Source organism: Weissella kandleri (genome assembly GCF_001438705.1).
GTDB classification, from domain to species: domain Bacteria; phylum Bacillota; class Bacilli; order Lactobacillales; family Lactobacillaceae; genus Weissella; species Weissella kandleri.
In genome coordinates, this window is the sequence record NZ_JQBP01000006.1 from 13,012 (window position 1) to 28,633 (window position 15,622).

The window sequence follows — 15,622 nt, forward strand, 5'->3', positions numbered from 1 at the left end:
GACACACGGATTGGAAAGACTAGGATTAGTCTTGAAGACACGGTTAGCATCAACTTTAAAAATTATAGAATGGGGTTTCATTATGGATATGAAGGTAGATAAAAAAGTACGAGTGCGTTATGCACCATCACCCACCGGTTATTTACACATCGGAAACACACGGACGGCCTTATTTAATTGGCTCTTTGCACGGCACTTTGGTGGGGAGTTTATTGTTAGAATTGAAGATACTGATATGTCACGGAATGTGGCCGACGGGGAAGCTTCACAATTTGAAAACTTAGCTTGGCTAGGTTTGGATTGGGATGAGTCACCACGGAATCCAGGGGCGTATGGACCTTATCGTCAATCAGAACGCCAAGATATTTATAAGCGCTACATTCAAGAGCTTTTGGACCGCGGATTGGCTTATAAGTCATACAAGACTTCAGCTGAATTGGAAGCAGAACGTGAAGCCCAAGTTGCTGCTAAACAAGCTCCACATTATGTTTACGAATATGAAGGAATGTCTGAAGCTGAGATTGCGGATGCACAAGCGTTGGCTGAAGCCAAAGGATTGCCTGCGGTTGTACGTTTCCGCGTGCCAAAAGAGAAGATGTATGCCTGGGAAGACTTAGTTAAAGGGCATGTCGAGATTGGTGCTGAGCAAATTGGTGGCGATTGGGTGATTCAAAAGGCTGATGGAATGCCAACGTATAATTTTGCGGTGGTCATCGATGATCATTTGATGGAAATCTCACACGTTTTGCGTGGGGATGAGCACGTTTCAAATACTCCTAAGCAATTGATGATTTATGAAGCCTTTGGTTGGGAAACACCTGTTTATGGGCACATGACCTTGATTTTGAATGCTGAAACAGGAAAAAAATTGTCAAAACGTGATAACAACGTGATTGCCTTTATTTCACAATATCGTGAATTAGGTTATTTGCCTGAAGCAATGTTGAATTTCATTGTCTTACTAGGTTGGTCACCTGTGGGTGAAGCGGAGATCTTTACGAAGAAACAATTGATTAAGATGTTTGATCCTGAGCGGTTGTCAAAGTCACCAGCGAAGTTTGACAATAAGAAATTAGCTTGGGTCAATAACCAATGGATTAAGAAAATCGATTCTGGTGTACTCTTTGATAAACTGGTGCAAGAATTAATTAAGGCCAACTTAGTACAACCAGCCGAGTTAACAACTGAAAAGTTACAATGGGTGCGCCAGGTGATGCAGTTGCATCAAGATGGAATTTCATATACTTCACAAATTGTTGATTTGGTGCGACCAGTCTTCTTTGAGCTCACAGCTAAAGCTGACTTAGGGGCTGATTCAATGGAGTGGATGGAAAAGGACTATGTACCTGACCTTTTGCAGCAATGGGTAGAGAAGCTCAATGCCTTGGAAGTCTTTGATGCCGGTCAAATTGTTACTTCAATTCGGGCTTTGCAAAATGAAACTGGTGTTAAGGGCCGTGACCTTTGGATGCCATTACGAATTGCCGCTTCACGGGTGAATGAAGGTCCAAATTTGGGCGAAGTGATGGAATTATTAGGACGGGAACAATCTTTGAAGAATATCAAAGAGTTTCTATAAGCAATTAGTTACTGATTGAACAAATTAGTTGGAATTAAAATACAACTTGTTTTTTTAAAGCAAGCCGTTATACTTGATATATAAACTTAGAGCGGCCTAGTATGGTTAGTGAAATGTTAGAGAGCAGGGGGAGTGGTGAAAACCTTGTCTGGAGCTAATCAGAATTTCAGTCGGGAGTTGACTAATGATTAAAAGTTAGTCCGGTTCATTTGCGTTATTAAATGTTAGAGAGCCTTGATGGCTGAAACTGGGTGGTACCACGTTGATGATAAGCGTCCCTTTAGTGCTTTTTAGCGCTAAAGGGACTTTTTTATTAAAGACACGGTAATAAATAAAGCCATTGCTAACAAATTGGTCAGAGGTTGGATTTAAAAATTATATAGAGTGAAGGAGTAATAATATGAGTTTAGCGGATGAATTGCAAAAATTACGTGAAAATGCATTACATGAAATTGAAACAGCGACGACTAGTGTGAAAGATTTGCGTCAAGCCCAGGTGGGTTGGCTTGGTAAAAAGGGATCTTTGACGGAAATTTTGCGGGGGATGAAAGATTTAACTCCTGAAGAGCGGCCTCAAATCGGGGCGTTAGCTAATGAAGTGCGTGATACTTTAACGGGAGCGATTGAAGACCGGCAAAAAGTATTAGAAGCTGCTGAATTGAATAAGCAATTAGAACAAGAAACGTTAGACGTGACCTTGCCAGGCCGACCAGTGCAACAAGGGCAGCCACACGTTTTGCAACAGATTATTGATGAGTTAGAAGATCAATTCATTGGTATGGGTTATCAAGTGGTTGATGGACCAGAAGTTGAATTAGATAAATATAATTTTGAAATGATGAACTTACCTAAAGATCATCCAGCTCGTGACATGCAAGATACTTTTTATATTACATCTGAAGTGTTGATGCGGACGCAAACTTCACCTGTACAAGCGCGGACTTTGGAGCAGCATGATTTCAGTCAAGGACCATTAAAGATGATTTCGCCCGGCCGCGTTTACCGGCGTGATACGGATGATGCCACGCATTCACATCAATTCCATCAAGTTGAAGGATTGGTGATTGATCGGCACATCACGATGGGTGACCTTAAAGGGATTTTGTTGGCGGTCGCGCACGAATTATTTGGTGCAGATCATGATATTCGGTTGCGCCCCTCATATTTCCCCTTTACGGAACCATCTGTTGAAGTTGATATTTCATGGGGGCCGGTGACTAAGGATACGAAGCCAGAAGATATTGAGTGGATTGAAGTTTTGGGAGCTGGAATGGTGCATCCGAATGTTTTGAAGGCTGCCGGGGTTGATCCTGAGGAATTTGGTGGATTTGCCTTTGGAATGGGGCCGGATCGTTTTGCGATGTTGAAGTATGGGGTTGAAGATATTCGTAATTTCTATTTGAACGATGTCCGTTTCCTAACTCAATTTGATCGAAAGGGGTAATTAAAAATGAAGGTATCAGTTAATTGGTTGCGCGATTATGTTGATTTGCAACTACCAGTCAATGAGCTAGCAGAGCAAATTTCACGTACATCGGTTGAAATTGAAGGACAATATCAACCGCAAGGAAAGATGAAAAAGATTGTTATTGCCAAAGTATTATCAGTGGTTCCTCACCCTGATTCTGATCATTTGGTGATTACGCAAATCGATGCCGGCCAAGCAGAGCCAATTCAAATTGTGACTGGGGCGCCTAATGTCGCCACCGGGCAAACGGTTATTTTAGCTAAGCACGGAGCAGTGATTGGGAATGGCGTTAAAATTAAAAAAGGTAAACTCCGGGGTGAGGTTTCTAATGGAATGTTGTGTGCCTTACAAGAAATCGGTATGGATGATGCGATTGTGCCCCAACCATTAGAGGATGGGATCTGGGTTTTTGATGAAGAAGATGCCAAAGCCTTGACGCCAGGTGAAGATGCCTTGCACGTGTTAGGTCTGGATGATTATATTTTGGAAACTGGCATCACGCCCAACCGCGCAGATATGTTATCCATGAATGGAACGGCATATGAAGTGGCTGCGATGTTAGATCAGCCGGTCAAAATGCCTACCTTTACTTTAAATGAGGCTCAGGCCTTAACCCAGGACACATTGACGGTGAAGGCTGATGCGCGGATGGCTGCAACTTATGCAGCCCGGGTGATTCAAAAAGTTCGAGTTAAAAATTCTCCACTATGGTTACAACGGCGCCTTTGGAATATGGGGATCAAGCCGGTCAATAATGTAATTGACGCGGTTAATTACACACTTTTGACCTATGGTGAAGCGTTGCATGCTTATGATTTACAGAGCTTACCAGCCGCTGAGCTTCATGTCCAAATGGCCAGCGGGGATGAAACCTTAGTAACAGAAGATGGAGTGAGTCGCACTGCACATCCAGGCGACCTATTGGTGATGAGTGGTCAAGAACCAGTGATGTTTGCGGGTATTATGGGGACAGCTAAAACGCAAGTTACAAAAGCTACCCAAGATGTGGTTTTAGAAGCTGGAATTTTTGAGGCGAAAACAGTACGGCGGACGGCGCGTGATCAAAATTTGCATACTGAAAGCTCACAACGCTTAGAGCGCGGGGTCGATGTCGATCAAACGCTAGTGGCGTTGGACTATGCAGCTGCATTGATCGCGGAATTGGGTCAAGGTCAAGTTTTGCAAGATGCAGTAGTGGCGCAAGTACAAAAGTTGGACTTGCCAGTTGTTACGTTACATTTGTCACGCTTACAAGCGGTCTTAGGCTCAGAGATTACCACCCAAGAAGTGGCACATATCTTTGAGCAATTACAATTTGACTTTGAGCAACAAGGCGATGCGTTTGTTGTGACTATTCCAAGCCGGCGCTGGGATATTAGCATTGAGGCTGATTTGGTGGAAGAAATTGCTCGGATTTACGGATATGACCGATTACCAGCTACTTTACCAGTGGGTGCAACCACGCCAGGTAAGTTGAATGCTAAACAGCAATTAATTCGCGCCAGCCGTCATGTTTTGGAGGGATTGGGCTTAAACCAAGCGATGTCATACGTCTTAACGACACCTGAAAAAGCGCAAAACTTTAAGATTCAATTGGATCAGGCGGGAGAACCAATTCAATTGGCTTATCCAATGTCACAAGATCGGCAACAAACGCGGAGTTCTTTGTTGACAGGGCTTTTGGACGACGTTGCTTATAATGTAGCGCGGAAGCAAAATGATGTGGCCCTTTATGAACAAGGCCGGGTCTTTAGCGTACAGCCTGGGGCCGTGCAACCAATTGAGAAGGAACATTTAGCGGGAGTGATGACGGGCGCTTGGCAGACACGGAATTGGTCACAAACAGCCCAAGACGTGGATTTTTATACGGTTAAAGGGTTAGTGGAACAATTATTAACGAACTATAATTTCGTTGATGCCGTACGCTTTATGGCGACTAATCAACGCTTGGAAATGCATCCTGGTCAAACGGCTGATATTTATGTTGGTGAAACCTTAATTGGAATGGTTGGTCAAATTCATCCCATCACTGCAAAGGCTTATAAAGTGGGTAAAGTCTTTGGCTTTGAATTAGATTTGCAAGCGATTATGGATTTGCCTAAAGTGATGGATCAGTATGAGGCTATTTCTCGCTATCCAGCTATTTCTCGTGACTTGGCGATTTTGGTTGATACAGCTGTGACGGCCGAGACCTTGCGTCAAGCATTGGTAAAAGCTGGTGGTAAGTATTTGAAGCAAATCGATATTTTTGATGTTTACACGGGTGAGCACGTTCCAGGTGGCAAGAAATCATTGGCTTATACTTTGACTTTCGTCAACCGCGAACAAACGTTAACGGACGAAATCGTGAATACTGCAATGGATCGAATTGAAACTGTTTTACGTGATGAATTTGCGGCAGAAATTAGATAAATTCGTTCTAAGATGATAAAATGAAAGGTAGTCTTGTTATCAATATCCAAGACGGCCTTTTTTTGATGTAAAAATAGGGCAAAATAAATTTAGTAATTTAAAAAATATATGTTAAAAAATCAATTTAACCATTAGTTTAAGAATGTCGAGGATTGGATAAATGCCATTTGAACCACGCAACACGCGGTATGAAAAAGAAAAGCCGCGTTTATTTGGACGCAAAAAAAAGAAAAGCCGCCAACCCCAACCTAACCGGGAAGCGCAACAAGCAGCTAAAGCAGTGGAGACAGAAAACGCAGGGCCTCAGCGTGCAACGCCAGTTAGAGATGTGGCGAACGAATCTAATACTACACCGCAACCAGTCAAGCAACATAAAGATAAAGAAGCGCAAAATGCGAATGTACCCCAAAATCATCCGCATGAAGACAAGTCAGTAGACGCAATTCAACCTAAACAACCGGTTGTTGAAGCTAGACTTCAGCCAAAGGGAAATCAGGACTCTAAAGCTAAAACAGGTCAATTAAGCCGTTCCAATCGAAATACGTCAGCTAAGGCCGGAACAGTAGAGACACCCCGGCGTCGTGAAAATCCCCAGGGCAAAATTCCGCGTAAAGCTCCGCAACAAACACGGGGCGAAGGGAAAAAACAGACTAAGTTGACGCTACCTAAAAATTGGTTGTTAATTTTAATTGGAATCCTATTAATTGGTGGTGTTAGCTATGGCGTTTATAGCTATCAGCGGAATAATAATTATACGGCGGTTGCGCCTAAAAATAAGAAAAATGTCGAAATCTATGTGCCGCAAGGGACATCTTTGCAACAAATTGGGGATAACTTGGCAGATAAAAAGTTAGTGCATTCATCCCAAGCGTTTACCCATTACGTGCGGGCACACAATGCGACAAATATTTTGGCAGGTTATTATGAATTGAATGCTTCGATGGATATGGCAACATTAGTAGAAAGTCTGTTAGCCGGTGGTTCCGATACTCCATTGTATCCAACGACAGTGTTGACAATGACTGAGGGAGAAACCATTGACAGTTTTGCTAATAAAGTGGGCAAGGTCAAGCAATTCTCTAAAAAAGAATTTTTGGCCAAGGTCAATGATTCTAAGTTTGTCAATCAATTAGCTCGCCAATATCCGCAATTGTTGAAATCAGATCAAGATGCTAAAGATATGCGTTATCGTTTAGAAGGTTACTTGTATCCTGCAACTTATAATTACGAAAATTATAAGTCGGTTGATGAATTAATTACGGCGATGGTTGCGAAGACGAATGCGGAAATGTTGCCTTATTATCAAGCAATTAATGATACAGATATGTCTGTCCACCAAGTCTTAACGGTTGCTTCATTAGTTCAAGCCGAAGGGGTTGGTGATACCGATATGCGTAAAATTGCCGGGGTCTTTTTGAATCGTTTAGATATCGACATGCCTATTCAATCGGATGTGGCGGTTAAATACGCTTTGCATACTAATAAAGTGAATTTAAGTGTTGATGATACTATGGTTGATTCACCTTATAATCTTTATCGCAATGCTGGATATGGACCAGGTCCATTTAATAATCCAAGCATTCAAGCTATCAAAGCCGTTTTGAATCCATTAGATCGGGATCAAAAATATTTGTACTTTGTGGCTAATTTGAAGACCGGAGCCATCACTTATACCACTAATCAAAGCGATCATGATGCGGCAGTGGCTAAAGTGGATGCGACAAATCAATCGATGCAAAATGAAAAATAATTAATAAAGGAAATCAGATGCGAAAGATGATCATGAATCCGTTCAAATGGCGTTCAAGTACTCAAGCATTATGGATTAGCTTTTTAGGACCGGCTATTTTTATGGCCGGTTATTTTGCTTTTCGGGGTATGGCGCCATTTGGAAGCAGTTCAATTTTAACGGTCGATTTAGGCCAACAATATATTGATTTATTAGCGTATTTGCGTACGAGTCTCTTACATGATCCGACGCAACTGCTCTATAGTTTTAATAAAGGATTGGGTGGGAATTTTTATAGCGATGGTTCTTACTATATTTTTAGCCCGCTTAATTTGTTGCTATTACCGGTTTCCAACTTATATTTACCCATGGGAATTTTAGGCCTGACGATTTTACGTTATGGCCTAGCTAGTTGGAGTATGGCCAAAGCGCTCCATATGATGCATTGGCAAAATGGCTGGCCTTTGCTATTATTTGGATTTAGCTATGCGTTTAGTGGCTGGATGGTGGCTAATCAATTAAATGTAATCTGGGTTGACGTGATGATCTTATTGCCCTTAATTGTGGCTGGTCTAGAACGTTATTTGGCGGGGCAGCGCATTTGGATGTATACTCTTTTGCTCGCCTTAGCTTTTATTTGTAATTATTACATGGCTTATATGGTGGGCTTGTTTTTGGTGCTATATATGTTGTGGCGGACTAGTTGGGCGCCATATGGTTTTACTGGGCGCATCAAACTATGGCTCAAGTTTGCGTTTGGTTCATTAATGAGTATCGGTTTATCGGCGTTTGTTTGGTTACCAACAGCAATGACCCTAACAAATTCTAAAGGTCCTCATTTGCTCGAAAATGTTAAAAATGCCGTCACTTATCAGCCTTTGGATTTGTGGGCGAAAACTTTTATGGGTGCTTTTGATTTTGAGCAAATGAAAGCAGGAATGCCTAATATTTTTGTGGGTAGTTTAATTTTAATCGTGGTCTGTGGCTTTTTAACAAGTCGCGAAATTCGATTGAGTACGCGGATTATGACATTTTTGATCACCGCCTTCTTAATCTTATCAATGATGTATGACCCATTAAATGTCATTTGGCATGGTTTGGCTTATCCGGTTTGGTATCCATACCGTTTCTCATTCGTCTTTATTTTCTGGTTGATTTGGCTATCAGGCTCAATTTGGACGCCCACTTGGCATCTTTCCCGGTGGCAAGCTTGGATTTTATTAGTACTTGCACTTGCCGTTAGTGGTTGGGTCGCCTATCGCATGCATACCTATAGCTTTTTAAATTGGTATCAATTCGCCGCAGGACTGAGCTGCTTTTTGATGATTCTATGTTTGCAATATTATGTCGGTACCAATCGCTGGTGGCGGTGGAGCTTAATTAGTTTTGTTTTGCTTGAGTTAATGGCCAATGCGGTCGTCACTTTAAATAAGTTTAGTTATCTTAGTAATAATGAATACCAAAATGTGGTTCGCATATTGCAAGATGGACGCAGTCTCTTAAATGAGACGAAGGATCAGACTTTTTATCGGGTCACGAAAAATTTTGAACGAACCAAAGATGATCCGCTGCAGGTTAATTATCGCGGCGCAACGGTCTTTAGTTCAATGCTGGAACATCAGCAAAGTGATATTATGGCGGTCTTGGGTCAGCCCGAGGGTGATAATTATATCGATTATACGGGTAGCACGGCGCTCAATGATAATTTGCTCGGTGTGAAATATCTAATCAGTCAAAAAAATTCTGAGGATGATTTACCGAGTGTAATTCCACCCACGATGCAAACGGACGAGCGTTATGATTGGCATCCAGCACCTACCATTGGAAAACGTGGGGGCGCACAGTTGCAAGTCAATCAGCAAGCTTTGCCAGTGGCTTTTGCGTCTAATCCGGCCATTTTGAATTTTACAGCGCGACCGGATGACCCCATGAGTAATCAAAACCAGTTGTGGCAAAGGATGACGGGGACGGATCAACCGCTATTAAAAAGTGCGAATTTTGCAGGAGCCACTGGTGAAAATGTGCATGCGCCCATAACGATTACGGGGGCTGTTTTGACCCGCCAAGCCAGCAAAGAACCAGCGCGGTTAACACTCACTTATCAGACGTCAGCGACAGGACCGAAATACTTAACTTTGGGTGCGGCAGTCAATGATGATGCAGCCAATATTGACTTAGATGGAACGCCGCAGCCACCGATTCCCGCCCATCGTCATACGATGATTTATACCCTACCTGATACTGGTGAAGCAGGGAGCGAGCATACGATTACCTTTATTTTGAAACAACCAAATGTCTGGCTTCAAAATGTTTCTTTGTATGAATTAGATCGCACTGCCTTACAAGAACAAAGTCAGAAATTACAAACGCAAGGTTTGCAAACTCATGTGCACCAAGCTACTAAGCTGAGCGGTAAAATCAACATCCCCCAAGGCGAAACGACCTTGATGTCAACGATTCCGGCAGCACCGGGTTGGACGTTAAAGGTGGATGGACGTGAAGTTAACACCGTTAAAATTGCGAATTTCTTCCTTGGAGCTGTTGTCGCACCGGGCAAACATCAGGTTGAATATCAATATCAGGTACCTTTGTTACATGAGGGAATTTTAATTAGTATCGGCAACTTGATTTTCTTGTTAGGAATGAGCTGGTCAGAAAGTCGGAATCGGCGACACTCATTGCATGAGCTACCAGAGGATTTTATGGAATAAATGTCTTTACAGACTATAGATAAAGTGGTAACTTGAAATTTAGTTTCAGAGCGTAATTAACGAATCTGAATTTAAAAAGATTTTTTAGGGGGCCAGTAAAGATGGCAGATGAAAAACGTTACCCAATGACAGTTGAGGGTAAGGAAAAGTTAGAAGCAGAGCTAGAAGAGTTGATTACGGTGCGGCGAGGAGAGATTACGGCAGCTATTCAAGAAGCGCGTTCACACGGTGATCTTTCTGAAAATTCAGAATATCAATCAGCTAAAGATGAGCAAGCTTTTGTCGAGGGACAAATTAAGTCTTTGCAGAATATGCTTGATAACGTTGATATTATCGATTCAAGCTCCATTGATGAAGATGAAGTTTCAGTTGGAAAGCGCGTAACGTTCCAAGAAGAGGGTGAGCCAGCCGAATCATACACCATTGTTGGTTCCATTGAAGCTAATCCAGATGATGGTAAGATTTCCAATGAGTCACCAATCGGGAAGGCTTTAATTGGAAATAAAGTGGGCGACTTAGTAAAAGTTACGATGGAGAATGGCTTTAGTTTTGAAGTTAAGATTATCGCTGTTGAGATGGCTTAATGCGTTTATAAATAACTTGGTCTACTAAGTTAATCGTAATAGTGAATGGTGAGGTGTTTGTGCTTGAAAGGCGCAACACCTTTTTTGCTGGTTAAAAAGCGGACCGGATTGTGCTAGAATTAAACTTAATTAGTTAAAAATGAATTAAACTTGACTAAATCAAAATAGTTTTAAAAAGGATAAAATCATGCAACAGCCACGTCGTAAGAGAAGAGGACGTCGAGCTCCGAATTCCTTAACCCGAATTCCGGTTCGATTAAATGCCTTGTTGGGCATTGTCATTTTGATGTTAGTGATATTAGGTGTGCAATTATTGAATTTACAGGTGCGCCAGGCGGGTAAGTTTACAGCCGAGGTGAGTTCTAAAGCCAAGAGCATTCAAAAAGAAAATGTACAACGGGGAAATATTTATGATTCTACCGGGAAAGTGATGGTAGATAATAAAGGTTCCCAGGCGATTACGTATCAAAAACCTAAATCGATTACTAATGCCCAAATGTATAAAGTCGCCAATGAAGTTGGGAAATATTTGAAGGTTGATACCGATCAATTAGCGGATACGAACTATGCGATGTATTACATTCAAGATGATAAGCGGGCGCAAAAAGTTGGTCGGCACATTAACAATTTAGCCGCTGATGGGACCGATGCGCAGGTGCGACAATTAACCCAGTATTTGAAAAATCATCAAGATGATTTCCCATTAACTGATGCGGAAAAAAATAATGCGATGATTTATCAAAAAATGGGTGATGCCTATGCATTGTCAACGGTTTATCTAAAAACGAATGATGTTAGCGCTGAAGAAATTGCCAATATTGGTGAGCGACAGTCGAAGATGCCAGGGGTCAAAGTTGGTTTGTATTACACGCGTGAATATCCAAGCGGGGATGCGATGACTTCAATTATTGGGGCGGTTTCAACATCTAAGTCCGGACTCCCAGAATCACAAGTCAATTCGTTATTGACGAAGGGGTATGACCGCGATGATAGCGTAGGGACTTCATATTTGGAACAATATTATGAATCCGCTTTGCGTGGTACGAAGCGTACGGTCTCGGTTGGAACGGATAATCGCACTGGTAAAACCAGTAGTAAGGTTATTCAAGCGGGGCAAGCTGGATCAAACTTGACTTTAACGGTGAATGCCAAATTCCAAGAAGATCTACAAAAGATTTTGGAAGAAAAAATTCCAGGCGGCTTAACTGAAGGCGGTTATGCAATCATGATTAATCCTAAAACGGGCGGTCTGTATGGAATGGCTGGAGTTTATCGCGATAATAAGACTGGTAAAATAACCTCAGATGCTTTAGGAAATATTAATCGGGCGCAGGTGGTTGGATCAGTCGTTAAGCCAGCCATGATTACAACGGCGATGATGAACAATGTCATTACGCCAACGAATAGCGCGGTAAACGATGTGCCCATTCAGATTTCTGGAACGGCGGTTAAGTCATCATGGTTTAATCAAAATGGTTCGGTGCCATTGACGGCGGAAACGGCGTTGGAGGCGTCATCAAATTCCTATGTGATGCAGTTAATGCTGAAAATGGGCGGATTGAATTATTATCCGAACATGACGTTAGGGAACCTAGATCCAAGCGTATGGTCAAAAATGCGAAACGGCTTTGCCCGCTTCGGACTAGGGGTACCGACTGGCATTGATTTGCCAGGTGAGGTGACTGGAATTAAAGGAAAAACTGATGCCTCCCATAGTGGTAACGCGTTGGACGAATCCTTTGGACAGTATGATACATTTACGCCAATTCAGTTGGCACAATATGCGGCAACTATCGCTAATGGCGGGTATCGAGTCCAGCCACACGTGGTGGAATCAATCTCGAACCGACAAAAAGATTCCAATGTTGAACACTTACAGACAACGATACCAACGCAAGTCTTGGGGACAGTTGGCTGGACGGATGCTCAACGGAAAGTTATTTATGACGGAATGGATCGTGTTGTCCATGGAAGTGGACCACATGTCACAGGTAGTCAGCTAAAGGGCATTAAGCCAAGTGTTTCTGCCAAAACTGGGACGGCGGAAACCTTCACTGATGGTCAAGAGACCTTTAGTTCAACGGGAATTTCATTCGCTAAAGATCACGATGTGGCGTTAGCGATTGTGGTACCTGGAATTTCAAATAAGGCCCAGGATTCGGTAGCAAATACAATCTCTGTAGCTATTTGGGAAGCTTATTGGCGAGATGTTGCTAATGCTGGTGAAAATTAAAGTCAGTCATCGCCAGAAAGCTATGATTGGTTCGACATTCTAATGGAAAAAAATTATAATGATAGCAAGGTTATCTAGGATGACCTTGCTTTTTATATAGAATACAAATTTGAGTGAGAAAGGTAGCGTGAGGGGATGGATAAAGCAGCGATTCGAACACGAAGTCAGCAATTGCTAAAGCAACAAACCGATGGGCAACGGGGACAATTAATGAGCCGTTTAGTGCAACAAGTCACGCAGCTATCAGAATGGCAGGCAAGTCAGACGGTCGCTTTATTTATGGCCCAGCCGTTTGAAATTCCCACACAGCTACTTGTGCAAATTGCTCTTCAGCAAGGTAAGGCGGTGACGGTGCCTAAAGTGTATTCCAAACACGCAATGCGCTTAGAACAAATTAACACTACAACGCAGTATGAACGGAGTCAATTTGGTGTTTTAGAGCCAGTGGATACCAAAGCCATTGCACCGGAAAAAATTGATTTTTGGGTGGTACCTGGGCTAGCATTTTCGACGGATTTACAGCGCGTAGGTTTTGGTGCTGGTTATTACGATCGGGTCTTGTCGCAAACTGATGGCTATAAGTTAGGTATTACGATTCGATCCAATTATTATGTCGCTGCCAGTTGGCCGATTGATAAGTTTGATGTGGCAATGGACGCGGTTTTAGTAGTTGATGACCAAGAGAATGAGAAAAGGGGCTGAAAATGCAAGAACGAAAAATGCAGACGTTTAGAGACATATTAGACGTTTTAAAAATGTATGATGTTTATATTCATTTGGGAAAACGATTATGGGATATTGAATTAGCTGCGATTGAAGTTGATAATTTAGCAAAAGCACAGGTAATTGACCAGAGTCTATATTTGAAGATGAAGTTAGTGTTAGAACGTGAACATCGACAAGAGTTAGAACACCCATTAGCTGAGACTTATAAATAAATTTGGCAAACGGGATGATTTTAGATATAATATAAGACGTTGTGAAAACGCATACATTATAAATAAAAAATTCATGGGGATAAAAAAATGCAAAAAGATAAATTAATTGGGGTTGATTTAGGCGGAACGACGATTAAGTTTGCTATTATGACTGAAGCAGGCGAAATTCAACAAAAATGGTCAATCCGCACAAACGTGTTGGATGATGGCTCACATATTGTTCCTGACATAATCCAGTCAATCAATCACCATTTAGATTTATATGATTTGCCTAAGGAACGGATTATTGGAATCGGAATGGGGGCCCCAGGAACGGTTGATTTTGAAAATGGAACGGTTCGGGCAGCTTATAACTTGAACTGGAAAGAAACACCCGTGGAAGTGAAAAGTCAAATTGAAGCTGGAACCGGCTTACCTTTGGCGATTGATAATGATGCCAATTCAGCTGCTTTGGGTGAACAATGGCGAGGGGCTGGTGAAAATGCTCAAGAGGTAGTCTTCATAACACTGGGAACAGGTGTTGGTGGTGGAATTATCCATGAGGGTCATTTAATGCACGGCGCGACTGGAACTGCGGGTGAAGTTGGTCATATGGTAGTTAAGCCCCATGGTTATCTATGTACTTGTGGAAATGAGGGCTGCTTAGAGCAATATGCATCAGCGACCGGAGTTGTTCACATCGCTCAAGATCTTTCCGAAGAGTACGTTGGTAATTCCAAATTGAAGGCGTTGATTGACGATGGTGAAGAGGTTACTTCTAAGATTGTCTTTGATTTGGCCAAAGAAGACGATTACCTAGCTAATAAGGTTGTAGATGAGGTGGCTTTCTACTTGGGCTATGCCGCTGGAATTTTGGCGAATACTTTGAACCCATCAGCGATTGTGATCGGTGGGGGGGTTTCAGCAGCTGGTCAATTCTTGTTGAACCGGGTACAAGCTAATTTTGAACAATTTGCTTTCGCCCCCGTTCGTAAGTCGACAGCGATTAAGTTAGCAGTCTTAGGAAATGATGCGGGTGCATACGGGGCCGGATTGTTGGCGAAGCAGAATCAAGCATCATAATTGATATTTAATATGAGAAACTGTTGGATACTTTTCAAGAGTTTTTTTATTTTAATTAAATATTAGAATATTATGTTAGTAGTTTTAAATATTGTTTGTGAATTAATCCATATTGTTTACAACCGTCCAAATGGCGTGAATTTAACCTTTTCTTAAGGTAAAAATAAGAGAATTTTAAAAGATGCCAAGAAACGGGTGACGGCCTGCCTTGGGTTGATCTAATTCGTTCGATTGGCGCTTTGGTGCGTTGCATTCTCAAATATTCGTGCGATAATACACTTATTAGTGTATGGTAGCTACCGATGTCTGGACCTTTTTAGGTAAATGAGCGAATAAAAAGATCTACGGTTGCCGATAAACTGAATTTATGGAACAAGAAATTTTTAACAATGTCGCTCGGAGGAGTATTTAATCTATGACTAATGCAGGTAAAACATGTTTGTCTAAGAATGGAAAGTTTTTAGTGACGGCTGCGGCTGCTTTATCAGCTGGCTTTTTAGCCCCAATGAATCATGTAAAAACTGGGATTGCGAACGCTGATGCTGATGTGAAAGCAAGCCAAGATGTCTATACTGTTAAAGCAGGGGATACATTAACGAAAATCGCGCGTGAAACTGGGGTTGATTTGAAAACCTTAGCCCAACAAGTGCAGGACGAAAATGTTATCATGGTCAACCAAAAGTTGACGTTGGTGCAAAAAGAGGCCACGGCAGTTGATGGAACCAAGATTGATGATTTGAAGTATAATGCCAATGCTGACGCTGATGGCGATAGGTTTATGAGTGTCAGCGAATATAATAACTGGGTCAACAACGGCCGTCCAGAAGTGGCTGCGCCAGCATCAGACATCTCAACCACAGAAGCACCAGCAACCAATAATAATGTGGCTGTAGATGGAACGAATAT

General features: G+C 42.1%; 11 protein-coding genes. All 11 read left to right on the plus strand.

Annotated features, from left to right (window positions below; genetic code table 11):
- The first annotated feature begins 88 nt into the window (after positions 1–88).
- Positions 89–1,579, plus strand: coding sequence for a glutamate--tRNA ligase (gene gltX / locus IV73_RS05520; protein ID WP_236697740.1), 1,491 nt, complete (start codon positions 89–91; stop codon positions 1,577–1,579).
- Positions 1,580–1,979: 400 nt separating this feature from the next.
- Positions 1,980–3,023, plus strand: a complete 1,044-nt coding sequence (gene pheS, locus IV73_RS05525) for a phenylalanine--tRNA ligase subunit alpha (RefSeq protein ID WP_057756059.1) — start codon at positions 1,980–1,982, stop codon at positions 3,021–3,023.
- 6 nt (positions 3,024–3,029) lie between these two features.
- The gene (gene pheT / locus IV73_RS05530) at positions 3,030–5,459 is read left to right on the plus strand and encodes a phenylalanine--tRNA ligase subunit beta (protein ID WP_057756062.1); all 2,430 of its coding nucleotides are present in this window, start codon (positions 3,030–3,032) and stop codon (positions 5,457–5,459) included.
- A gap of 160 nt (positions 5,460–5,619) precedes the next feature.
- Positions 5,620–7,209, plus strand: a complete 1,590-nt coding sequence (gene mltG, locus IV73_RS05535; protein WP_057756065.1) for an endolytic transglycosylase MltG — start codon at positions 5,620–5,622, stop codon at positions 7,207–7,209.
- A gap of 17 nt (positions 7,210–7,226) precedes the next feature.
- A complete protein-coding gene (locus tag IV73_RS05540; RefSeq protein ID WP_057756068.1) occupies positions 7,227–9,899 on the plus strand; it encodes a YfhO family protein in 2,673 nt (890 codons plus the stop codon).
- 101 nt (positions 9,900–10,000) lie between these two features.
- On the plus strand, positions 10,001–10,483 hold the full coding sequence (gene greA / locus IV73_RS05545) for a transcription elongation factor GreA (RefSeq protein WP_057756070.1): 483 nt from the start codon (positions 10,001–10,003) through the stop codon (positions 10,481–10,483).
- Between the two features lie 187 nt (positions 10,484–10,670).
- Positions 10,671–12,716 (plus strand): peptidoglycan D,D-transpeptidase FtsI family protein, encoded by a 2,046-nt coding sequence (locus tag IV73_RS05550; protein ID WP_057756073.1) that lies wholly within the window; start codon positions 10,671–10,673, stop codon positions 12,714–12,716.
- A 135-nt stretch (positions 12,717–12,851) separates the two neighbouring features.
- Positions 12,852–13,418, plus strand: a complete 567-nt coding sequence (locus IV73_RS05555) for a 5-formyltetrahydrofolate cyclo-ligase (RefSeq protein WP_057756076.1) — start codon at positions 12,852–12,854, stop codon at positions 13,416–13,418.
- A gap of 17 nt (positions 13,419–13,435) precedes the next feature.
- Entirely contained in the window at positions 13,436–13,654 is a 219-nt protein-coding gene (locus tag IV73_RS05560; RefSeq protein WP_057756174.1) for a YqgQ family protein, read from the plus strand.
- Between the two features lie 87 nt (positions 13,655–13,741).
- Positions 13,742–14,716 carry an ROK family glucokinase gene (locus tag IV73_RS05565; protein WP_057756079.1) on the plus strand — a complete coding sequence of 325 codons (975 nt, stop codon included), beginning with the start codon at positions 13,742–13,744 and terminating at the stop codon, positions 14,714–14,716.
- Positions 14,717–15,131: 415 nt separating this feature from the next.
- Positions 15,132–15,622: LysM peptidoglycan-binding domain-containing protein (locus IV73_RS05570; RefSeq protein WP_157049554.1), on the plus strand; the 491-nt coding region annotated here is incomplete at its 3' end.

Coding starts and splice junctions, on each gene's coding strand:
- IV73_RS05565 (WP_057756079.1), top strand. CDS start 13,742: ATGCAAAAAGATAAATTAATTGGGGTTGATTTAGGCGGAACGACGATT.
- pheS (WP_057756059.1), top strand. CDS start 1,980: ATGAGTTTAGCGGATGAATTGCAAAAATTACGTGAAAATGCATTACAT.
- IV73_RS05555 (WP_057756076.1), top strand. CDS start 12,852: ATGGATAAAGCAGCGATTCGAACACGAAGTCAGCAATTGCTAAAGCAA.
- pheT (WP_057756062.1), top strand. CDS start 3,030: ATGAAGGTATCAGTTAATTGGTTGCGCGATTATGTTGATTTGCAACTA.
- IV73_RS05540 (WP_057756068.1), top strand. CDS start 7,227: ATGCGAAAGATGATCATGAATCCGTTCAAATGGCGTTCAAGTACTCAA.
- IV73_RS05550 (WP_057756073.1), top strand. CDS start 10,671: ATGCAACAGCCACGTCGTAAGAGAAGAGGACGTCGAGCTCCGAATTCC.
- IV73_RS05560 (WP_057756174.1), top strand. CDS start 13,436: ATGCAGACGTTTAGAGACATATTAGACGTTTTAAAAATGTATGATGTT.
- gltX (WP_236697740.1), top strand. CDS start 89: ATGAAGGTAGATAAAAAAGTACGAGTGCGTTATGCACCATCACCCACC.
- mltG (WP_057756065.1), top strand. CDS start 5,620: ATGCCATTTGAACCACGCAACACGCGGTATGAAAAAGAAAAGCCGCGT.
- greA (WP_057756070.1), top strand. CDS start 10,001: ATGGCAGATGAAAAACGTTACCCAATGACAGTTGAGGGTAAGGAAAAG.